The following is a 21,567-nucleotide window of genomic DNA, read 5'->3' as shown; positions in this document are numbered from 1 at the left end:
GACCTCTGTGCAGGCCCTCTGCGCGACGTAAGCCCCTGCTCAGGCCCCATGTTCAGGCCCTGTTCAGGCTTGCTTCTCGCCGTGCGCCGCGTCCGCCAGGTCGAGGGCCGCCGCGATGCGGACGGCCACGTCCTCGGCGTAGGCCGAGTCGGACCGCTCGAAGCGGTGCCGGCCGGAGCCGCGCAGGAAGGTCACCACACCCAGCGTCCGCCCCCGGCTGCGCAGCACCGCGCACAGGGCGTGCACCGCGTCGCCGGGCCACTGCCGGGCGAGCGCCCACTCCCGCGCCTGTTCCGCCGGAATCGACCCGGCGTCCGCGCGCACGGCACCGGCCCGCTCCACGCACTGCAGCGCCGGATGCCCCGTCTCGTAGCGCAGCGGCAGCCCGGCCGCCCCCGTGAGCAGGCTCGGACCGGGCGCACCGGCGGGCGTCGCGGCGAGCCGGACCAGCCGTACCTCGGTGTCGTCCCCGTTCTCGCGGTCCTCGCGCTCCTCACGGTCCTCACGGTCCTCGCGTCCGGCCACCCTCGGGGCGGGCACGACCCGGTCGATCATCGCGTGGTCGGCGAAGCCGGCGAGTGCGAAGTCCAGGTGGACGGTGGCCGCCTCGGTCGGGTCCTCGCACTCGGCGGCGGCCCGCGCGGCACGGTGCAGCTGGTTGGTGCGGAACCGCAGCAGGGCCGCCTCCTGCTCGGTCTGCTTGGCCTCGGTGACGTCCTGGAAGAGCCAGCCGACGCCGAGCGGCACCGGTTCCTCCGCGAGCGGCGAGGCCAGCCGGACGAACCCGCTCCGCCAGCAGCGCCGCTTCTCGCCCTCCGCGGTGCGCAGGCTCACCCACAGCTCGGCGGGCGCGGGCGGCGCGCCCTCGGACAGCACATGGGTGAGCGCGGCCTCCAGCTCCTCCACGCCCTGCGCGAGCAGCTCGCCGAGCGGCCGGCCCAGCGCGGACGTACGCCCGATGCCGAGGACCCGGGCCGCGTGCGCGTTGACGACGGCGGGCCGCAGATCGGCGTCGATGAGGACGACGCCCCAGGCGGCGTCCTCGAACAGCGCCTCGCTCAGCGCGATCGACCGCTCCAGATCGATCTGCGCGTGCACCTCGCTGAACGCGCAGTACAGCCCGGCGGGCTTGCCGTCGGGGCCTCGTACTGCGGCGGACTGGGTGCGTACGAGCACCCGGCCGCCGTCCTTCGTGACCAGCGCGAACTCATGCACCTGCCGGCCCTGCGCGTGCATCGCCGACATCAGCCGGGACTGCACCTCCTCGGCGTCGGCGCTGCGCACCGCCCAGCCGGCGAAGCCGTGCCGCCCGACCGCCTCGGCGGCCGTCCAGCCGAGGATCCGCTCCGCCTCCCGGTTCCAGTGCGTGACGACCCCGTCGGCGTCGAAGGCGCACAGGGCGGCGTCCATGCCGTCGAGCAGCGCGGCGAGCAGATCGGAACCCCCCGACTCACCGGGGTCGTCCGGCCCCAGTTCATCGGTGGTCCCACTCCGCCGGGAAGCACTCACCTGGACCCCCTGAAGGCTGCGTCGGCGCGCATCCGGCGCGCGGTTCGCTTCACTGGCCTCTCACTGGCCTTCATTCAACTGGAACGTGACTCAGCCCACATCCTGTTCCCGAGAAAAAAGAGCTTGAGCGTCTCGCGTCGGCTTCCTAAGGTGTCGGTTACACGAGAAGGGAGGTGGTTCGGCAGATGTATGAGAACCGGACGCGTGAGGTGGCTGCGGGCTAGCGGTCCGCCACCACATCCAGTGCGGTGCCGGACCAGCACGTGACAGACGCGTGCAGCCGGCCCAATCCCAAGCAGTCACCCGACCCGCGAGCTCGCCGGTACGTCCGGCCGGCTTCTCCGCCGAGCGGCGGAGGACCCGAGCTCGCGGGTCGTCTGCGTTTCCCCGGGCCCACAGGTGTCCAGGGCCCACAGGCGTCCCGGGCCCACAGGCTTCCCGGGCCCCTCAGGGGCTGAGGCGCTCCACCGTCCAGTGGCCGTCCGGCCGGGCGACGTAGCGCAGACGGTCGTGGAGGCGGTTCTCGCGGCCCTGCCAGAACTCGACGGTCTCCGGGGTGATGCGGTAGCCGCCCCAGTGCGGGGGGACCGGGACCTGTTCGCCCTCGGGGTAGCGGGCCTCCAGGTCGGCATAGGCGGCGTCGAGTTCGGTGCGGGAGGCGATCACCGAGGACTGGGCGCTGGCCCAGGCGCCCAGCTGGGAGCCGTGCGGGCGGGTGCGGAAGTAGGCGGCGGTCTCGTCACGGCCGGTGCGGCGGGCGGTGCCGGTGACGATCACCTGGCGGGCGAGCGGGTGCCAGGGGAAGAGCAGGCAGATGTGCGGGTTCTCGGCGAGGTCGCGGGCCTTGCGGGAGCCGTAGTTGGTGAAGAAGACGAAGCCCTCGGTGTCGAACTGCTTCATCAGAACGGTGCGCGAGCTGGGACGGCCTGCCGCGTCCGCCGTGGAGACGACCATCGCGTTGGGTTCGTAGACCGTGCCGTGCAGGGACGCCCGGGCGGCGTCCTCGAACCAGCGGGCGAACTGGTCCATGGGGTGGCTGGCGAGGTCCTGTTCGGCGAGGCCCTCCGCCCGGTACTGCTTGCGCATGGCGGCGGGATCGAGGACGGGGTCCAGGAGCGGGTCGCGGTCGGTCACGCGGTCATCTTGCCGTACCGGCCGGGCGTCCCGTGCGGGCCGTATCGGACGGGACGAGGCCGCACCGCATACGAACGGAGCTGGCACTCAGTGCCGTATGGGGTCCCCAGAGCTGGCACCGGGGGATATCGTGCTGGTTCCCGCCGCGGTTTGGGTGACCACCGGCCGTTCGGGGCATCACGGGGGTGACCGCCGCCGACACATCACGAGGAGCCGCCTGATGTCCGATTTCGTACCCGGACTCGAGGGAGTCGTCGCGTTCGAGACGGAGATCGCCGAGCCGGACAAGGAGGGCGGCGCCCTGCGCTACCGGGGCGTCGACATCGAGGATCTGGTCGGCCACGTCTCGTTCGGGAACGTGTGGGGGCTGCTCGTCGACGGCGCCTTCAACCCCGGTCTGCCGCCCGCCGAGCCGTTCCCGATCCCGGTGCACTCCGGGGACATCCGGGTGGACGTGCAGTCGGCGCTCGCCATGCTGGCGCCGGTGTGGGGGCTGAAGCCGCTGCTCGACATCGACGAGCAGCAGGCGCGGGACGACCTCGCGCGGGCCGCCGTGATGGCGCTGTCGTACGTCGCCCAGTCCGCGCGCGGGCAGACGCTGCCGATGGTGCCGCAGCGGGAGATCGACAAGGCGAAGTCGGTCGTGGAGCGGTTCATGATCCGGTGGCGGGGCGAGCCGGATCCCAAGCATGTCGCGGCCGTGGACGCGTACTGGACGTCCGCCGCGGAGCACGGCATGAACGCGTCGACGTTCACGGCGCGGGTGATCGCGTCGACCGGCGCGGATGTCGCCGCCGCGCTGTCCGGCGCCGTCGGGGCCATGTCCGGGCCGCTGCACGGGGGTGCGCCGTCGCGGGTGCTCGGGATGATCGAGGAGATCGAGCGGACCGGGGACGCGGAGGCGTACGTCAGGCAGGCCCTGGACCGGGGTGAGCGGCTGATGGGGTTCGGGCACCGGGTGTACCGGGCCGAGGATCCGCGCGCGCGGGTGCTGCGGCGTACGGCGCGGGAGCTGGGCGCGCCCCGCTTCGAGATCGCCGAGGCGTTGGAGAAGGCCGCGCTGGAGGAGCTGCACAATCGGCGGCCGGATCGTGTGCTCGCCACCAACGTGGAGTTCTGGGCCGCGATCATGCTGGACTTCGCCGAGGTGCCGGCGCACATGTTCACCTCGATGTTCACGTGCGCGCGTACGGCGGGGTGGTCCGCGCACATTCTTGAGCAGAAGCGCACCGGTCGCCTGGTGCGGCCTTCGGCGCGGTATGTGGGACCGGGAGTGCGCAGTCCGCAGGACATCGAGGGGTATGCGGATATCGCCCACTGAGAGGGGTGGTCGGGGCGCGTGGGCGGCAGCGGGTCGTGCCTGGTTGCTCGCGCCCACGCGGCGGAGCCGCACATCGATACAGCCCCGCGCCCCTGAAAGATTTCAGGCCACCGGCGTCAGCAAGTCCCCGTGGTGCCTCTCCGCCACCAGCGGATGTGCCCTCAGCTTGCCTTTCAACTCGTTGTAGCCGTACTCGGCGTACAGCGGGTTCGAGGGATCCGTCGTGACGCCCGGGGCCTGCGCGGCGTGGGGGAACGGCAACGGGTCTATGCGGGCGTCCAGGCGGGGGTTGTAGAAGAACGGGACCGAGAAGCGTTCCGTCGCTCCCGCCGGGCTGACCACGCGGTGGTTGGTGGCGAGGAGGTAGCCGTTGGTGGCGACCTCCAGGAGTTCGCCCAGGTTGACCACGAAGGCGCCCTGGAGGGGCGGCACATCGTGGAAGCGGCCGTCCTCGCGGTGGACCTGGAGGCCGCCGACCGTGTCCTGGAGCAGGAGGGTGAGGAAGCCGTAGTCCTTGTGGGCGCCCACGCCCTGGTCGGTGCCGTCGCCCGCGCTGCCGGGGTAGCGGACGAGTTTGAGGTGCGGGTGGGCACGGGCGCCGAAGACCGGGGCGTAGAAGTCGGCGGGGGCGCCGATCGCGGTCAGCAGTTCGCGCAGGAGGCGCTCGGCGACCGCGCTCAGCTTGTCGATCCAGGCCAGGGCCGCCGTGCGCAGCTCGGGGAGGGCGACGGGCCACTGGTTGGGGCCCTGCAGCCACCAGTACGGGGGCTCGCCGGGGCCGGGGATGCGGGCGGGGCGTTCGGCGCCGATGTCGAGCTGGTCGCGCCAGTCGCGGGCGCCGGCGGTGCGTTCGTCGCCGGTGCGGGTGTAGCCGCGGAAGTGCGGCGAGTTCACGTTGTCGAGGGCGAGCCGGTCGGCCTCGGGGAGGGCGAAGAAGGCGCGCATGGCGGTGATCAGCGCGTCGGTCTCGGCCTGGGTCACGCCGTGTCCGACGAGCTGGAAGAAGCCGACGTCGTGTGCCGCGCTGTGCAGTTGGGCGTGGAGCAGGGCGCGGGCCTGGGGGCCGCGGTCGGCGGCCGACAGGTCGATGATGGGGAGCTGGTCGTACGACGGGGTCGCCGTCGAGGTGTGCAAGGTCATGGATGCGTCCACAGGGGTGTGTGGGCCACGGGCAGGCCGCCGAGGGTAGGGCGGCGCCCAGGATGCCGTAAGAAGAGGGAGAAAAAAGGGGCTGAATCAGGCCGAAAGCCGACAGCCCATGCTCGTGACGCGCACGTAGTCCACGTGGCGTCGGCGAACGAGCATCGGAAGCATGCGGCAAGAGTACTGCGCCCCGCGGGACAGGGATGTGGCCTGCTTCACCAGCTCAGCACTTGCCCCACACCCGCACCGTGCGGTGGCCGCCCGGCGTCCGCGCGATCAGCGTCCGGAACTCATCGATCCAGCGCCGCGCCGTACGGCTCCCAGGCCGTCTCGATCCGGTCGTACGGCGGTGAACAGGTGGCGGCGCCGGCGTCGAGGTCGACGATCGTCCGCAAGGTGTCGCCCGAGCGGGAACCGTAACCGGCCGCACCGACAACGGCTCAGCCGAGCGCCTGCTCCAGCAGGGCGGCCCACTGGGCGACGACGCGTGCGCGACGGGCGGTGTCGTCGGTGAGGAGGTTGGCGAGGCCGAGGCCGCGGGCCATGTCGAGCAGGCCCTGGACGGTCTCGCGGACGCCGGGGCGGGACTCGTCGGCGCCGAGGAGGTCGACGGCGATGCGGTGGGTCTCGCGGCCGACGCGGGCCTCCAGCTCGGTCACGCGCGCCCGGAGCTGGTCTTCGTTGCCGGCGGCGACCCACAGGTGCAGGGCGGCGCGGAAGAGGGGGCCGGTGTAGAGGTCGACGAGGGCCGCGACGACGGCCCGGCGGTCGGCGGGCCCGCCAGGGAAGAGCGCCCGGAGCGCGGTGGAGCGCTCCTCGGCGACGTACTCGACGGCGGCCGTGAACAGGTCCTCGCGGGTCGGGAAGTGGTGCTGGGCGGCGCCGCGCGAGACTCCGGCGCGTTCGGCGACGACGGCGACGGTGGAGCCCGCCCAGCCGTGTTCGGCCAGGCAGGCCACGGCGGCCTCCAGGAGCCGCTGCCGAGTGGCCCGGCTGCGGTCCTGTTTGGGCGCGCGGTCGCGTTCCGCCGTCGTGCTCATCCGGTCACACCACCCATGCCGCGTCCCGTTTCTCCAGGAAGGCCGTCATCCCCTCCCGGGCCTGGTCGGAGGCGAACAGCCGGGCCGAGAGGGCGGTCAGGTCCGCCGCGTCCCGGTCGAATGTCTCCAGCACCCTAGCCGTGAGCAGCCGTTTCGTCTCGGCCAGGGCCTGGGGGGAGGAGCGGCGCAGTCCGTCGAGGATCGGGGCGAGGGCCTCGTCCACGTCGTCGGCGGTCGCCGTGAGCAGGCCGAGCCGTACGGCTTCCGTCGGGCCGAAACGTTCGCCGGTGAGGTAGTGGCGGGCCAGGGCGCGGGGGTCGGTGCGCGGAAGGATCGGCAGGGAGATCACCGCCGGGGCGACGCCGATGCGGACCTCGGTGAAGGCGAAGGTGGCCGCGGTGGTGGCGGCGGCGATGTCGCAGGCCGCGAGCAGGCCGAGGCCGCCCGCGCGGACGTGGCCGGTGACCCGGGCGACGACCGGCTTGGGCAGTTCGACGATCTGCCGGAAGAGGCCGACCAGGGTGTCCGGGGCGGGCGGGTCCCGCAGGTCGGCGCCCGCGCTGAAGGTGGTGCCGGTGTGGGTGAGGACGACGGCCCGTACGTCCTCGTCCTTGGCACAGTCGGCCAGGGCGCTCGCCAGGTCGGTGACCAGGGCCGACGAGAGCGCGTTGCGCGTGTCGGTCGCGTCGAGGCTGAGGGTCTGCACGGCACGCGCGCGTGTGCGGCCGATCAGTGTGCTCACGTGTGCTCCCTGAGTTCCCGGCGCAGGATCTTGCCGGAGGCGGCGCGCGGGACGGTGTCGATGAAGGTGATCCGGCGGACGCGTTTGTAGGGGGCGACCCGCTCGGCGACGTAGAGGAGGATCTCGTTCTCGGTGAGGTCGTCGGGGGCGCCGGCCCGGCGGACGACGAAGGCGTGCGGGACCTCGTTGCCGTCTTCGTCGCAGGTGCCGATGACGGCGGCGTCGGCGATGCCGGGGTGAGTGAGCAGCAGGGCCTCCAGTTCGGCGGGGGCCACCTGGAAGCCCTTGTACTTGATGAGTTCCTTCACCCGGTCCACGACGAACAGCCAGCCCTCCGCGTCCACATGCCCGACGTCTCCCGTGTGCAGCCAGCCGTCGGCGTCGATCAGGGCGGCGGTGGCGTCGGGGCGGCCGAGGTAGCCCTTCATCACCTGGGGGCCGCGGATCAGGATCTCGCCGGACTCGCCGGTGCCGAGGTCCTTGCCGGGGTCGTCCAGGGACACGATCCGCATCTCGGTGCCGGCGATGAGCCTGCCGACGGTGCCGGCGGGGGCGTCGTGCAGCTGGTCGAGGGGGACGACATGGGTGCCCGGGGACAGTTCCGTCATGCCGTAGGCCTGGCCGATCGGGGGCAGGCCCAGTCGCTCGGCGCAGGCGCGGGCGAGCCGGGCGTCCAGCGGCGCGGCGGCGCTGAGGACGTACTTCAGCGAGGAGAGGTCGTAACGGGTGACCGCCGGATGCTTGGCGAGGGCGAGGACGATCGGCGGGGCGACGTACAGGCCGGTGATGCGGTGGTTCTCGATGGCGGCGAGGAAGGTCTCCAGGTCGAAGCGGGGCAGGACGACGACCGTGGCGCCCTTGCGCAGTGGCGCGTTCATCAGGGCGGTGAGGCCGTAGATGTGGAAGAACGGCAGGACGGCCAGGATGCGGTCGCCGGGCGCCATGGTGACGGCGGGCTCCAGCTGGGCGAGGTTGGTGGCGATCTGCCGGTGGGTGAGCATCACGCCCTTGGGGACGCCGGTGGTACCGGAGGAGTACGGCAGTGCGGCGATGTCCTCGGCCGGGTCGAAGGCGAGCTGCGGCTCGGGGGCGGTGGTGGCGAGCATGTCGATGAGCGACCGGTGACCGGTCGCGCTGTCGCAGACGAAGATCTCCCGTATTCCGCCCGCGAGTTCGGCGGCGCGGCGGGCCGTCCCCAGCAGGGGTGAGACGGTGACGATCCAGTGCGCGCCGCTGTCGCCGAGCTGTTTGGCGAACTCCGCGGGCGTGGCGAGCGGGTGCACGGTGGTGACGGAGGCACCCGCGCGCGTGGCCGCGTAGAAGGCGGTCGGGAAGGCGATGGTGTTGGGGCTGTGCAGGGCGAGGACGTCGCCCTTGCGGACGCCCGCGTCGGCGAGACCGGCGGCGATGCGCCGGTGGAACCGGTCCACCTGCTCGTACGTGAGGATGGTGCCGTCCGTGCCGTCGATCAGGGCCGGACGCTCGCCGAAGGCGGCGGCGTGACCCAGAACGGCCTTGTGGATGGGGAGTTCTACGGGCGGGACGTCTGCGTACTCGCTGCGGAACACGGTTCCTCCAAGCGGCTGCCGGTGGTGGCCTAGTACGACTTGGGCAGGCCCAGGGTCTGGTGGGAGACGTAGTTGAGAATCATCTCCCGGCTCACCGGAGCAATACGAGCCACGCGGGCGGCCGTTATCAACGAGGCGAGACCGAACTCGCGCGTGAGGCCGTTGCCGCCGAGGGTGTGCACGGCCTGGTCGACGGCCTTCACGCAGGCCTCCCCGGCCGCGTACTTGGCCATGTTGGCGGCCTCGCCCGCGCCGATGTCGTCGCCGGCGTCGTAGAGATGGGCGGCCTTCTGCATCATCAGCCGCGCCAGTTCCAGGTCGATGTGCGCCTGCGCCAGGGGGTGCGCGATGGCCTGGTGGGCGCCGATGGGCGTCTTCCAGACGGTGCGGTCGCGGGCGTACTCGATCGCCTTGGCGAGGGCGTAGCGGCCCATCCCGATCGCGAAGGCAGCCGTCATGATGCGCTCGGGGTTCAGCCCTGCGAACAGCTGCAGCAAGCCCGCATCCTCGTCGCCGACGAGTGCGTCGGCGGGCAGCCGTACATCGTCCAGGATCAGCTCGAACTGCTTCTCCGCGGCATTGAGTTCCATGTCGATGGGCCGCTTCTGGAAGCCCTCGGCGTCCGTCGGGACGATGAAGAGGCAGGGCTTGAGGCGTCCGGTGCGGGCGTCCTCCGTGCGGCCGACGATGAGGACGGCGTCCGCCATGTCGACCCCGGAGATGAAGACCTTGCGGCCCGTGAGCAGCCAGTCGGCGCCGTCGCGGCGGGCCGTGGTGGTGATGCGGTGGCTGTTGGAGCCGGCGTCGGGTTCGGTGATGCCGAAGGCCATGAGGCGGGTGCCGTCGGCGATTCCGGGGAGCCACGTCTGCTTCTGGGCGTCCGTGCCGAAGCGGGAGATCACGGTGCCGCAGATGGCAGGGGACACGACGAGCATGAGGAGGGGCGAGCCGGCGGCACCCAACTCCTCCAGGACAAGGGAGAGTTCGGTGATACCGCCGCCTCCGCCTCCGTATTCCTCCGGGAGGTTGACGCCGAGGTAGCCGAGTTTGCCCGCCTCGGACCAGAGTTCGGTGAGGGGCTTTCCCTCGGCGACGGTTCGCATCAGGTAGTCGCGGCCGTAGCGTTTGCCGAGGGCGGCTACGGCGGAGCGGAGCGCTTTGTGCTCTTCGGATTCGATGACGGCAGTCATGGGGCTCCTAGGAAGAGGTTTCCTGCACTACGGCGAGCAACATGCCCGGCTCGACCTGCTGCCCCGCCTTGGCATGCAAGGCGCTGAGCGTTCCGGTGACCGGCGCTGAGATCTGGTGCTGCATCTTCATCGCCTCCAGCCATATGAGTCCTTGGCCGGCCTGAACCGTTGCCCCTTCGGTCAGGCCCTCGGCGATGCGTACGACCGTGCCCGGCATCGGGGCGAGCAGGGAGCCCGGGGCGAGCTGGGCGGTGGGGTCGGGGAAGCGGGGCAGGGCGGTGAGGCGGGCGGAGTTGACGTAGACCTGGTCACCGTGGCGTGCGACCGCGAACTTCCTCTCCACACCGTCCACTTCGAGTACGACCAGACGCGCGTCGGCGTGTACGACCCGGACGCCCTCGGCGCTGAGCCCGGTGCGCGTGTGCCGGTAGCGGACCTCGTGCTCCTGCCCCGCCAGCTCGTACCGCTTGACCTGCGGCTGTGCGGGCAGGTTGCGCCAGCCGCCGAAGCGGGAGCGGCCGTGGGCGTCGGCGAGGGCGGCGGCCAGGGGGGCGAGGGGGTCGGGAGCGGACCCGGTGAGTTCGTCGAGGTGGCGGTCGTAGAAGCCGGTGTCCATGCGGCCGCTCGTGAACTCCTCGTGGCGCAGGGAGCGCACGAGCAGGTCCCGGTTGGTGAGCGGGCCGTGCAGTTCCGCCCGCTCCAGGGCGCCCGTGAGACGACGGACGGCCTCCGCGCGGGTGGGTGCGTGGGCGACGACCTTGGCGAGCATCGGGTCGTAGTGGACGCCGATGGTGTCGCCGTCGGTGTAGCCGGTGTCCAGGCGGACGCCGTCCGGTACGGCGAGGTGGTGCAGGGTGCCGGTCTGCGGGGCCCAGTCGCGGGCGGGGTCCTCGGCGTACAGGCGGGCCTCGATCGCGTGGCCACGCGCGCGTGGCGGGTCTTCCGGGAGGGCGTGGCCCTCGGCGATCCGGATCTGTTCGGCGACCAGGTCGATGCCGAACACCGCCTCTGTGACGGGGTGTTCGACCTGGAGGCGGGTGTTCATCTCCAGGAAGTGGGCGCGGCCGTCGGCGACAAGGAACTCGACGGTGCCGGCGCCCTCGTAGGCGACGGCGCACACGGCCTGCACGGCCAGCGCGTGCATGTCGCTCGTGAGCGCCTCGGAGATGCCGGGCGCCGGGGCCTCCTCGATGACCTTCTGGTGGCGGCGCTGCAGGGAGCAGTCGCGGGTGCCGAGTGTCCAGATGGTGCCGTGGGTGTCGACGAGGACCTGCACCTCTACGTGGCGGCCGTGCTCCAGGTACGGCTCCACGAAGACCTCGCCGTCGCCGAAGGCGCTCGCTGCCTCGGCGCGCGCGCCCTTCAGCGCGGCACCCAGCTCCTCCAGGCGGCGCACGATCCGCATGCCGCGCCCCCCGCCGCCCGCGGCCGCCTTCACCAGCACCGGCAGGTCGGCCTGGGTGACGTCGGCCGCGTCGAGGGACGCGATGCCCATCAGGTCCTTCGCGCGGGTCTTGGACGCCATCGTCTCGATGGCCTCCGGGGACGGGCCGATCCAGGTCAGGCCGGCGTCGAGGACGGCGCGGGCGAAGTCGGGGTTCTCGGAGAGGAAGCCGTAGCCGGGGTGCACGGCGTCCGCGCCGGCGGCCAGCGCCGCCTTCACGATCAGGTCGCCGCGCAGATACGTCTCCGCGGGCGCGGCGCCCGGCAGCCGTACCGCCGTGTCGGCCACGCGCGCGTGGAGCGCGTTCGCGTCGGCGTCCGAGTGCACGGCGACCGTCCGGATTCCCAACTCACGGCAGGTACGGATGATCCGGCAGGCGATCTCGCCGCGGTTGGCGACCAACAGAGTCTGGATCATGGACCTCACTGGACCTCACATCCGGAAGACGCCGAAGCCACCGCGCGCGCCTTCGTAGGGCGCGGTGTGGATCGCGGACAGGCACAGGCCGAGGACGGTGCGGGTGTCGCGCGGGTCGATGACGCCGTCGTCGTACAGCCGCCCGGACAGGAACATGGGCAGCGACTCGGACTCGATCTGCTGCTCCACCATCGCGCGCAGGGCGGCGTCCGCGTCCTCGTCGTACGGCTGTCCCTTCGCCGCGGCCGACTGGCGGGCGACGATGGACAGCACCCCGGCGAGCTGCTGCGGGCCCATGACGGCGGACTTGGCGCTGGGCCAGGCGAACAGGAAGCGCGGGTCGTACGCCCGCCCGCACATGCCGTAGTGCCCGGCGCCGTACGACGCGCCCATCAGCACCGACAGATGCGGCACCCGGCTGTTGCTGACCGCGTTGATCATCATGGCGCCGTGCTTGATGATCCCGCCCTGCTCGTACTCCTTGCCGACCATGTAGCCGGTGGTGTTGTGCAGGAAGAGCAGCGGGATGTCGCGCTGGTTGGCGAGCTGGATGAACTGGGCGGCCTTCTGCGACTCGGCGCTGAACAGGACCCCCTGGGCGTTCGCCAGGATGCCGACCGGGTAGCCGTGCAGGGACGCCCAGCCGGTGACCAGACTGGTCCCGTACAGCGGCTTGAACTCGTCGAAGTCGGAGGCGTCCACGATCCGGGCGACGACCTCGCGCGGGTCGAAGGGGATCTTGAGATCGCCGGGGACGATGCCGAGGAGTTCCTCCGGGTCGTACTTGGGCGGGGCCGCCGGGCCCGGATCGTCGTAGGCCTTGCGGTGGTTGAGACGGGCCACCACCCGGCGCGCCTGCCGCAGCGCGTCCGGCTCGTCCACGGCGAAGTAGTCGGCGAGACCCGACACGCGCGCGTGCATCTCGGCGCCGCCCAGGGACTCGTCGTCGCTCTCCTCACCGGTGGCCATCTTCACGAGCGGCGGCCCGCCGAGGAACACCTTCGCGCGCTCCTTGACCATGATCACGTGGTCGGACATGCCCGGGATGTAGGCGCCGCCGGCGGTGGAGTTGCCGAAGACGACGGCGATGGTGGGGATGCCGGCGGCGGAGAGGCGGGTGAGGTCCCGGAAGATGGCGCCGCCCGGGATGAAGATCTCCTTCTGGGAGGGCAGGTCCGCGCCGCCGGACTCCACCAGGGAGATGCAGGGCAGCCGGTTGGCGAGGGCGATGTCGTTGGCGCGCAGGGCCTTCTTCAGGCTCCACGGGTTGCTCGCGCCGCCGCGCACGGTCGGGTCGTTGGCGGTGATGAGGCACTCCACGCCCTCGACCACCCCGATGCCGGTGACGAGCGAGGCGCCGACGGTGTAGTCGCTCCCCCAGGCGGCGAGCGGGGACAGCTCCAGGAAGGGCGTGTCCGGGTCGAGGAGCAGCTCGATCCGCTCCCGGGCGAGCAACTTGCCGCGCTCGCGGTGCCGTTGGACGTACTTCTCCCCGCCGCCCGCGAGCGCCTTGGCGTGTTCGGCGTCGAGTCCGGCGAGCTTGGCGAGCATGGCCTCGCGGTGCGCGCGGTAGTCGGGGCCGCTCGGATCCAGGGCCGAGGTCAGGGTCGTCACAGCAGGACCTCCGGGATGTCCAGGTGGCGGGAGCGCAGCCATTCGCCGAGGGCCTTGGCCTGCGGGTCGAAGCGGGCCTGCGCGGCGACGCCGGCGCCGAGGATGCCCTCGACGACGAAGTTGACCGCACGGAGGTTCGGCAGCAGGTGCCGGGTGACGGGCAGGTCCCGGCTCTCGGGGATCAGCTGCCGGAACCTTTCGGCGGTCAGCTCGTGCGCGAGCCACCGCCAGGTGTCGTCGGTACGGGCCCACACGCCGACGTTGGCGTTCCCGCCCTTGTCCCCGCTACGGGCCCCGGCGACCAGCCCGAGCGGCGCACGCCGGGCCGGCCCGGACGGGAGCGGATCCGGGAGGGCCGGCTCCGGTACGGCGTCCAGGGGTCGGGTGTCCTGGGGCGGCGCCACGGGGATACGGCGTCCGTCGTGGAGGACCGCCATATGGTCTACGGCGCCATGGGGGACGTACACATCCTCGAAGACCCCATAGGGGGCGCCCTTTCCGGGTGGGGACAGCACATGGAAGCCCGGGTAGCTGGCCAGCGCCAGCTCCACGGCGGCTCCGCTCAGCGCACGCCCGACGACCCGTTCGTCCGCGTCCCGTACGACGAGCCGCAGCAGCGCGCTCGCGGTCTCCTCGGTGTCGGCGTCGGCGCGCTCGGTGCGGACCAGCTCCCAACGGACCACTGTGGGCGGTGACTTGGCGAGCGCGGCGGTCAGCTGTGCCCGCACGAGATCGGCCTTGGCCTCGATGTCGAGTCCGGTGAGGACGAAGACGACCTCGTTGCGGAAGCCGCCGAGCCGGTTGCGGCCGACCTTGAGCGTCGGTGGCGGTGCCTCGCCGCGCACCCCGTCGATCCGCACCCGGTCCGGCCCGTCCTGGCTCAGCCGTACGGTGTCCAGCCGGGCGGTGACGTCGGGCCCGGCGTACCGGCCGCCGCCGGTCTCGTACAGCAGCTGAGCGGTGACCGTGCCGACGTCGACCAGACCGCCGGTGCCGGGGTGCTTGGTGATGACGCTGCTGCCGTCGGCGTGGATCTCGGCGAGCGGGAAGCCGGGCCGGTGTACGTCGCCCTCCCGGAAGAAGGCGTAGTTGCCGCCGGTGGCCTGCGTCCCGCACTCCAGCACATGTCCGGCGACGACCGCGCCCGCGAGCCGGTCGTACTCCCCCGGCCGCCAGCCGAAGTGGGCGGCGGCCGGTCCGGTGACGAGCGCCGCGTCGGTCACCCGCCCGGTGACGACGATGTCCGCACCGGCGCGCAGACATTCGGCGATGCCGAAGCCGCCGAGGTAGGCGTGGGCGGCGAGCGCGCCGGGGTGGGAGGCGGTGAGGTCGTCGCCCTCGACATGCGCGACTTTGGCCGGAAGGCCGAGCCGGTCCGCCAACTCCCTTACGCGGGTGGCCAGTCCGGCCGGATGGAGCCCGCCGGCGTTGGTGACGATCTTCACCCCGCGCTCGTGGGCGAGGCCGAGGCAGTCCTCCAGCTGGCGCAGGAAGGTGCGGGCGTATCCGGCGGAGGGGTCCTTCAGCCGGTCGCGGGCGAGGATCAGCATGGTGAGTTCGGCGAGGTAGTCGCCGGTGAGGACGTCGAGTTCACCGCCGGTGAGCATCTCGCGCAGGGCGTCGGAACGGTCGCCGTAGAAGCCGGAGAAATTGCCGATGCGTAGGGGCGGGGGCAAGGGCAGGGGCGGGGGCTTCACCGGCCGGGCTCCTTCGGCGGGCGGCCGGTGCCGGGCGAGCCCGCGAAGGCCTGCGCGATGTCCAGCCAGTGGTCGGCGTCCGGGCCGACGGCGGTCAGGGCCAGATCGGCTCGGTGGGCGCGCTGCGTGACGAGGAGACAGAAGTCGAGGGCGGGACCGGTCACGCGCTGCGCGGCGCCTTCGGGGCCGTACGTCCACGACTCGCCTGTGGGGGAAGTGAGTTCCACACGGAACTCCTCGGCGGGGGGTGTGCTCCCATGGACGGTGTAGGCGAAGTCCCGGGTGCGGACCCCGAGCCGGGCCACATGCTTGAGCCGGTCAGTGGGTGCACGCACCACACTCAGCGCGTCGGCGATGTCCAGGCCGTGGGCCCAGGTCTCCATAAGGCGGGCGGTGGCCATAGAGGCGGCGGACATGGGCGGGCCGTACCAGGGGAAGCGGGCACCGGGTGGTGCGGCACGCAGCGCCCGGTCGAGGGCCTCGCGCCCTTCGCGCCACGTCCGCAGCAGTTCGGCGGGCGCGAGCCGGGCGCCGTCCGCCGCGCCCTCGTCCACGAACGAGTCCGGGGCGGTGAGCGCCTTCTCGACCAGCGCCCGGAAGGCGTCCGCGTCGGTGACGGCCAGCAGGGCCGAGCGGTCGGTCCAGGCGAGGTGCGCGATCTGGTGGGCGACGGACCAGCCGGGCGCGGGGGTGGGCAGGGCCCACTGCGCGGGGCTCGACTCGGCCACGAGCAGGTCGAGTTCCTCGCTCTCGGCACGCAGGTCGTCGATGACGGGCGTCGGGTCGGCCATGGGGGGAGCATGGCAGTGGGGCCGGAAACAATCAAGCGTGCTTGCATTAATTCGGCCGGCGGGGTGGGCGGGGTGTCCTACGGGTGGGCCCGAGTGGTCGGTGTCGGGCGTGGGCCCGGGTCGTCAGGCCTCCGGTGCCGGTTCCACCCGGGCCCTGCCCCGGCCCACCTGGGTGCGTACGGCGCCGATGCTCGCCGCGATGACCAGGGCGATCGCGGCGGCCTCCGTCGGGGACAGGGACTGGCCGAGGACGAGGAAGCCGGCCGTTGCCGCCAGCGCCGGTTCCAGGCTCATCAGGATGGCGAAGGTGGAGGCGGGGAGGCGGCGCAGGGCGAGGAGTTCGAGGGTGTAGGGCAGGACCGAGGAAAGCACGGCCACCGCCGAGCCGAGGGCGATGGTGGTGGGGTTCAGGAGGCGGGTGCCGGCCGAGGCCATGCCGACGGGGAGGAACAGGAGGGCCGCGACCGCCATGGCGAGGGCGAGGCCGTCCGCCTGGGGGAAGCGGCGGCCCGTACGGGCGCTGAAGAGTATGTAGATCGCCCACATGGCACCGGCGCCCAGGGCGAATGCGACACCTATGGGGTCAAGGTTGCTGAAGCCTCCGCCGCCCAGCAGGAAGACACCGAGCAGGGCCAGGCCCGCCCACACCGCGTTGATCGCACGGCGGGAGGCCAGCACGGACAGGGCCAGCGGGCCGAGGACTTCCAGGGTGACCGCGGGGCCCAGCGGGATACGGGCGACCGCCTCGTAGAAGAGGCCGTTCATCGCGCCCATCGCGACGCCGAAGGCGAGCACCGTGCCCCAGTCGGTGCGCGAGTGTCCGCGCAGCCGGGGGCGGCAGACCAGGAGGAGGACCACGGCCGCCGCGAGGAGGCGGATGGTGACGACACCCGGGGCGCCGGCCCGGGGCATCAGGGTCACCGCGAGGGCGCCGCCGAACTGGACCGAGACACCACCGGCCAGCACCAGGCCGACCGGGCCGAGTGAGCCGAGGCGGTGGTGATGCCCTTGTGCGGGCGCGACCTGGGGCGGGTTGGCGGTGCTGGGGGTGGCGGTCACGGGCGGTCCTGGTGCTTGATGGGGCTCGTTCATCTCGATGTACTACCAGGTCCAGGGTAATGGACTTCGACAGGAGCGTGAACCCTTTTAGGAGCTGTCCCGGATGGTGGGATCCTCGGTGTTCGGATGCCGGGCCAGGCCTCGGGCCAGGCCTCCTCTTCGCGGAACAGGGGACGGCCGTCGGGAGGTGCGAAGGAACGGTTCCGTAGGGGTCGCGGGTGGGCTGGGCCCAGGTCCCCGCCGCCCACAGCGGCATGCGCAGCTCGCCCGTGTCCATCACCGCGTTGTTCTGGGAGCGGTGCAGACGGGCGGGCGCGCCGCCCCGGGCGAGGAGTTCGGCATGGTGGCCGGTCTCCACGATCCGGCCCCGGTCCACGACGAGGATGCGGTCGGGTGCCGTAGCCGTCGGGGAGGCGGACGATGAAGTCGTGGGCGTCGGCCGCCCGCGCCGCCTCCTCGATCGCCCGGTCGCCGGCGCCGGGCCGGCCGCAGGCGATGTTGGCGCGCACCGTGTCGTGCAAGACGGACGAGGGTCTCCTGGGGCAGGAGCGTCACGTACTCGCGCAGCCGGGCCAGGGGGAAGTCGCGCAAGGAGAGAGAAGCACTCGAAGCCCCATGGAAGCCGAGAGTTCTCTTATGAACCTGAGCGTTTCCTCATGAGCCGGCCTTCGGTCCCCACGCCGCCAGCACCTCGGTGTCCGTCGCCCGGGCGTGCAGGTAGTAGTCGGCCCACTCGGCGATGTCGGGGTAGGCGCACTCCGCGGTGAGCCGGGCTACGGCCGCCGGAATGTCGTACGGCGTCACGCGCAGGTCGGTGCCGGGGCCGAGGAGGCACCAGTGGGCGCCGGGGCGGCCGTAGGGCATGCCGACGCTGCCCGGGTTGACCACCAGGCGGCCGTGTGCGAGGCGGACGTAGGGCATGTGGGTGTGGCCGCAGACGACCGTGCCGATGTCGGGCGCCAGGCCGGTGAAGACCTCCGCCCAGCGGTCGGGGCGGGAGTCCACCAGCACCAGTTCCTCGTCGTCGCGCGGGGTGGCGTGGCAGAACAGGACCGTGCCGAGGCCGCGGACGCGCAGGGTGAGGGTGCGGGGCAGGCCGGCGAGGAAGTCCACCTGGTCCTCGCGCAGCGCCCGCGCCGCGAACGGGCCGATGGGGTCGGGGATTTCGGCCCGCTCACCGCGCCGGTACTCCACCAGCTCCCGGTCGGCGTTCCCCGCCAGCCACAGCACCCTCTCGCCCTGCTCGCGCAGCAGGTCCAGGACCTCGGCCGGCTGGGGGCCCGCCGTGATGTCGCCGGTGACGACGATCCGGTCGGCGGCGGCCACCTCGGGCTCCGCGAGGACTGCCTCCAGGGCGGGCAGTACCCCGTGGATGTCGGACAGGACCGCCAAGCGGGTGTGTGAGCGGCTGCGGACGTCAGCGGCGGTGACGCCCGCAGCGGCTCCCGTCGACATGCTCAATGCCCCATGCTCAATGCTCAGTTCGAGTGGGTCCGACTGGCACGGACCCACGTCACCACGATGAGCGCCGCGGTGACGTACATCACGACGCTGGCGGTCGCTACGGATTCCACGTACGGCTCGTAGCCGTCCGCGCGGAGCTGGACCGCAAGGAAGGCGAGCGCCGTGCCGAGCGCCGCGATCGCGGCGGACAAGGAGATGAACGGGACCTTGGTCATGGGTAGTTCCTCCGAGCTGCGAGACGACTGGTCGATCTCGAGTCTACGTATGCGTTGCCGATCCCCGCATGCGCCGCCAACTGCCCTTTCTCATTCCTGACACCTCTCAACTCCCCGATTCCTTCCCCGATTCCTTCCCCGATTCCTTCCCCGATTCCTTCTCCGGCTCCTGCTCCAGTGCCTCCGCCAGTACCTCCGCCAGATGCCGTCCCCGTACGCCGGCCAGCTGGTCCAGCTGGGTGCGGCAGGAGAAGCCGTCGGCCAGGACCACGGTCTCCTCGGGTGCCTGCCGGACCGACGGAAGGAGTTGTTCTTCCGCGCACGCCCTGGACACCTCGAAGTGGCCTTTCTCGAAGCCGAAGTTGCCCGCGAGTCCGCAGCAGCCGCCGCTCAGCTCGCCGGTGAGGCCGGCCGCCTCGCGCAGCCGGCGGTCGGCGGTGTCGCCGAGCACCGCGTGCTGGTGGCAGTGGGTCTGGCCGGCGACCGGGCGGTTCACGGCGGGCGGGGTCCAGTGCGGGGCGTGCCGCCGCAGGGCCTCGGCGAAGGTGAGGACGGCCGAGGAGAGCCGGGCGGCTCGCGGGTCGTCGTGCAGCAGCTCGGGCAGGTCGGTGCGGAGGGCCGCCGCGCAGCTCGGTTCCAGCACGACGACCGGGACCCCGGCCCGCAGCACCGGTTCCATCAGGTCCAGCGTGCGGCGCAGGACCGCGCGGGCGCGGTCGAGTTGCCCGGTGGAGATGTAGGTGAGGCCGCAGCAGACACGGGCTCGGCGGGCGGTGAGCAGCGCACCGGCCGACCTGGCCCGGCCGGCACCGATCCCTCCCCCGCGCACCAGCAACGTCGGCGGCAGCGCCACCCGCAGCCCGGCGGCCTCCAGCACCCGAACGGCGGCCCGCCCGACGGACGGGGACAGATGCTCGGTGAAGGTGTCGGGCCAGAGCACCACGAGACCACCTGAGCCCGAGCCACCCAAACCCACGTCACCCGAACCCAAGCCGTCTGAGCCCGGACCCCCCGCCCCCGCCATCTCCCCAACCCCCCGCGCAGGCCTCCTCGTGCGCCACCACCCCGTGAACGTCCGCGGCGCCAGTGGCGGGATCTCGCGCTCGGGCGCGATCCCGCCGAGCCGCTTGGCCACGCGCGCCAACGGGCCCACCCCGGCAAGGGCGTTGAGCAGTGGATCGGTGTGGGTGATGGCGATCCAGTGCAGCCACTGTGGCAGTCGGCCCATGCTGAGGTGGGCGGCGGGGCGGCGGCGGTCGGCGTAGTGGTGGTGGAGGAACTCCGCCTTGTAGGTGGCCATGTCGACGCCGACCGGGCAGTCGGAGCGGCAGCCCTTGCAGGACAGGCACAGATCGAGGGCGTCGCGGACCTCCGTGGAACGCCAGCCGTCGGTGACCAGTTCACCGGCGAGCATCTCGTGCAGCAGCCGGGCGCGGCCGCGGGTGGAGTGCTCCTCCTGGCCGGTCGCGCGGAAGGACGGGCACATCACGGCCGGGCCGGACACGGTCGTCGTACGGCATTTGGCGACGCCGACGCAGCGGCGCACGGCGGCGCGGAAGTCGCCGTCGTCCGCCGGGTAGCCGAAGGTCACGTCGACCGGGTGGCGGGGCAGCACGGCGAAGCGGAGGTTCTCGTCCAGCCGCGCCGGGCGGACCAGCATCCCCGGGTTCAGCAGGTCGTCCGGATCCCAGACCGCCTTGGCCCGCTCGAAGAGCCGGACCGTCTCCGTGCCGTACATGCGCGGCAGCAGCTCCGCGCGGGCCTGACCGTCGCCGTGCTCCCCGGACAGCGAGCCGCCGTGCGCCACCACCAGGTCGGCCAGTTCCCCGGAGAAGCGGCGGAAGCGGCCGATGCCGGCCCCGGTGAGCAGGTCGAAGTCGATACGGACGTGGATGCAGCCGTCGCCGAAGTGGCCGTACGGCGTGCCGCGCAGCCCGTGGGACGCCAGCAGCGCGCGGAAGTCCCGCAGATACGCGCCGAGCCGGGCGGGCGGCACCGCGCAGTCCTCCCAGCCGGGCCAGGCCTCGGAGCCGTCCGGCATGCGGGTCGCCGTACCGCTCGCGTCCTCGCGGATGCGCCACAGCCCCCGTTGGGCGGCCGGATCCGTGACCACCAGCGAGTCGACCACGTCGGCCGCGCGGACGATCGCCTCCGCACGCGCGCGGGCCTCGGCCGCGGACTCCCCGCCGGTCTCCACGAACAGCCAGGCACCACCCTCGGGCAGCCCGGCCGGAGCGCGCACCAGGTCGGCCGCCATGCCCTCGACCGTCAGGGGCCGGTGCGGCAGCAGACCGGCGGCGGCCTCCGCGGCGGCGCTCTCGTCGGCGTACCCCAGGACCGCCAGGGCACGCGCGCGTGGGGCCTGCACCAGTCGCACGACCGCCTCGGTCAGCACCCCGAGCGTGCCCTCGGAGCCGCAGAAGGAGCGGGCGACATCGGCGCCCTTCTCGGGCAGCAGCGCGTCCAGCGCATATCCGGAGATACGGCGGGGCAGCTCCGGGAAGCCCGTGCGCAGCCGGGCCAGATCGCCCGCCACCAGTTCGCGCAGCCCCTCGGGCGCGCCCGCCCAGTCCGGCCCGAGCCGCAGCCGCGCCCCGCGCGCGGTGAGGACGGACAGCTCCCGCACGCTGTCCGCGGTCGTCCCCCAGGCCACCGAGTGCGAGCCGCAGGAGTTGTTGCCGATCATCCCGCCGAGCGTGCACCGGCTGTGCGTGGACGGGTCCGGGCCGAAGCGCAGGCCGTGCGGGGCGGCGGCCTCCTGGAGCCGGTCGAGGACCAGACCGGGCTGTACGACCGCCGTCCGCGTGCCCGGGTCCAGCTCCAGCAGGCCGTTCATGTGCCGGGTGAAGTCCAGCACCACACCGACGCCGGTCGCCTGCCCGGCGATCGACGTACCTCCGCCGCGCGCCACCACCGGCACCCCGCGCGCCCGGCACACCTCCAGTACGGCGGCCACGTCGTCGGCGTCTTGGGGGGCGACCACGCCCGCGGGGACACGCCGGTAGTTGGACGCGTCCATGGTGACCAGCGCCCGGGAGGTGACGTCGAAGCCCACCTCGCCCCGGACGACCTTACGAAGCTCGCCCGCAAGATCTGCCATGGGTCCAGCAAACCAGGCGACCGGGCCGGGCGGGTGGACGGGCGGGCGGACGGACAGCCAGACGGAGACACGGGGCTGAAAGCGGAGCCCCGGGGCGGTGCCGACACCACGTCTCACCC

Annotated in this window: 16 protein-coding genes and 1 pseudogene; 1 reads left to right on the top strand and 16 read right to left on the bottom strand. The window is 72.6% G+C overall.

Translation table 11 applies throughout. From position 1 onward, the window contains the following. Positions 1–63: 63 nt before the first annotated feature. Together AB5L52_RS24745 and pdxH are read right to left on the bottom strand one after the other, a co-directional pair. The gene (locus AB5L52_RS24745; RefSeq protein ID WP_369366242.1) at positions 64–1,509 is read right to left on the bottom strand and encodes a PAS domain-containing protein; all 1,446 of its coding nucleotides are present in this window, start codon (positions 1,507–1,509) and stop codon (positions 64–66) included. A gap of 447 nt (positions 1,510–1,956) precedes the next feature. Further along, a complete protein-coding gene (gene pdxH, locus AB5L52_RS24740; protein WP_351028808.1) occupies positions 1,957–2,643 on the bottom strand; it encodes a pyridoxamine 5'-phosphate oxidase in 687 nt (228 codons plus the stop codon). 220 nt (positions 2,644–2,863) lie between these two features. Between pdxH and AB5L52_RS24735 the strand changes: the two genes are divergently transcribed. Beyond that, positions 2,864–3,964, top strand: coding sequence for a citrate synthase 2 (locus AB5L52_RS24735; RefSeq protein ID WP_351765835.1), 1,101 nt, complete (start codon positions 2,864–2,866; stop codon positions 3,962–3,964). Positions 3,965–4,066: 102 nt separating this feature from the next. Here AB5L52_RS24735 and AB5L52_RS24730 read toward each other — a convergent pair whose 3' ends face one another. The 14 genes and pseudogenes from AB5L52_RS24730 to AB5L52_RS24665 all read right to left on the bottom strand — a co-directional run bounded on the left by AB5L52_RS24730 (position 4,067) and on the right by AB5L52_RS24665 (position 21,448). Then, a complete protein-coding gene (locus AB5L52_RS24730) occupies positions 4,067–5,104 on the bottom strand; it encodes an isopenicillin N synthase family dioxygenase (RefSeq protein ID WP_369366239.1) in 1,038 nt (345 codons plus the stop codon). A 443-nt stretch (positions 5,105–5,547) separates the two neighbouring features. Next, complete coding sequence (locus tag AB5L52_RS24725; protein WP_351028803.1) at positions 5,548–6,147, bottom strand: TetR/AcrR family transcriptional regulator; 600 nt, start codon at positions 6,145–6,147, stop codon at positions 5,548–5,550. 4 nt (positions 6,148–6,151) lie between these two features. Continuing rightward, positions 6,152–6,889, bottom strand: a complete 738-nt coding sequence (locus AB5L52_RS24720; protein WP_351028802.1) for an enoyl-CoA hydratase family protein — start codon at positions 6,887–6,889, stop codon at positions 6,152–6,154. Further along, the gene (locus AB5L52_RS24715) at positions 6,886–8,457 is read right to left on the bottom strand and encodes a 4-coumarate--CoA ligase family protein (RefSeq protein ID WP_351765837.1); all 1,572 of its coding nucleotides are present in this window, start codon (positions 8,455–8,457) and stop codon (positions 6,886–6,888) included. The genes AB5L52_RS24720 and AB5L52_RS24715 overlap by 4 nt, the downstream gene beginning before the upstream one ends. Before the next feature lie 29 nt (positions 8,458–8,486). After that, positions 8,487–9,647 carry an acyl-CoA dehydrogenase family protein gene (locus AB5L52_RS24710; RefSeq protein ID WP_351028800.1) on the bottom strand — a complete coding sequence of 387 codons (1,161 nt, stop codon included), beginning with the start codon at positions 9,645–9,647 and terminating at the stop codon, positions 8,487–8,489. A gap of 7 nt (positions 9,648–9,654) precedes the next feature. Further along, positions 9,655–11,508 carry a biotin carboxylase N-terminal domain-containing protein gene (locus AB5L52_RS24705; protein ID WP_369366235.1) on the bottom strand — a complete coding sequence of 618 codons (1,854 nt, stop codon included), beginning with the start codon at positions 11,506–11,508 and terminating at the stop codon, positions 9,655–9,657. Between the two features lie 15 nt (positions 11,509–11,523). Next, the gene (locus AB5L52_RS24700; RefSeq protein ID WP_369366233.1) at positions 11,524–13,122 is read right to left on the bottom strand and encodes an acyl-CoA carboxylase subunit beta; all 1,599 of its coding nucleotides are present in this window, start codon (positions 13,120–13,122) and stop codon (positions 11,524–11,526) included. Beyond that, positions 13,119–14,819: an acyclic terpene utilization AtuA family protein gene (locus AB5L52_RS24695; RefSeq protein ID WP_369366231.1), complete on the bottom strand. Its 1,701-nt coding sequence runs from the start codon at positions 14,817–14,819 to the stop codon at positions 13,119–13,121. The genes AB5L52_RS24700 and AB5L52_RS24695 overlap by 4 nt, the downstream gene beginning before the upstream one ends. Next, positions 14,816–15,610: a TIGR03084 family metal-binding protein gene (locus AB5L52_RS24690; RefSeq protein WP_369366229.1), complete on the bottom strand. Its 795-nt coding sequence runs from the start codon at positions 15,608–15,610 to the stop codon at positions 14,816–14,818. Before AB5L52_RS24690 ends, AB5L52_RS24695 begins: the two co-directional genes overlap by 4 nt. 123 nt (positions 15,611–15,733) lie before the next feature. Beyond that, entirely contained in the window at positions 15,734–16,669 is a 936-nt protein-coding gene (locus tag AB5L52_RS24685; protein ID WP_351572109.1) for an EamA family transporter, read from the bottom strand. A gap of 29 nt (positions 16,670–16,698) precedes the next feature. Next, positions 16,699–17,260, bottom strand: a pseudogene (locus AB5L52_RS24680) (hypothetical protein); the annotation flags it as partial. A gap of 63 nt (positions 17,261–17,323) precedes the next feature. Further along, entirely contained in the window at positions 17,324–18,124 is an 801-nt protein-coding gene (locus AB5L52_RS24675; RefSeq protein ID WP_369366228.1) for a metallophosphoesterase, read from the bottom strand. Positions 18,125–18,147: 23 nt separating this feature from the next. Further along, entirely contained in the window at positions 18,148–18,348 is a 201-nt protein-coding gene (locus AB5L52_RS24670; protein WP_351028791.1) for an SCO3870 family protein, read from the bottom strand. A gap of 106 nt (positions 18,349–18,454) precedes the next feature. After that, positions 18,455–21,448, bottom strand: coding sequence for an FAD-binding and (Fe-S)-binding domain-containing protein (locus tag AB5L52_RS24665; protein ID WP_369366225.1), 2,994 nt, complete (start codon positions 21,446–21,448; stop codon positions 18,455–18,457). Positions 21,449–21,567 lie beyond the last annotated feature (119 nt).

Origin of the sequence: Streptomyces sp. CG4, assembly GCF_041080655.1 — a bacterium.
GTDB lineage: Bacteria > Actinomycetota > Actinomycetes > Streptomycetales > Streptomycetaceae > Streptomyces.
This window is presented reverse-complemented; position numbering and strand designations above follow the sequence as displayed.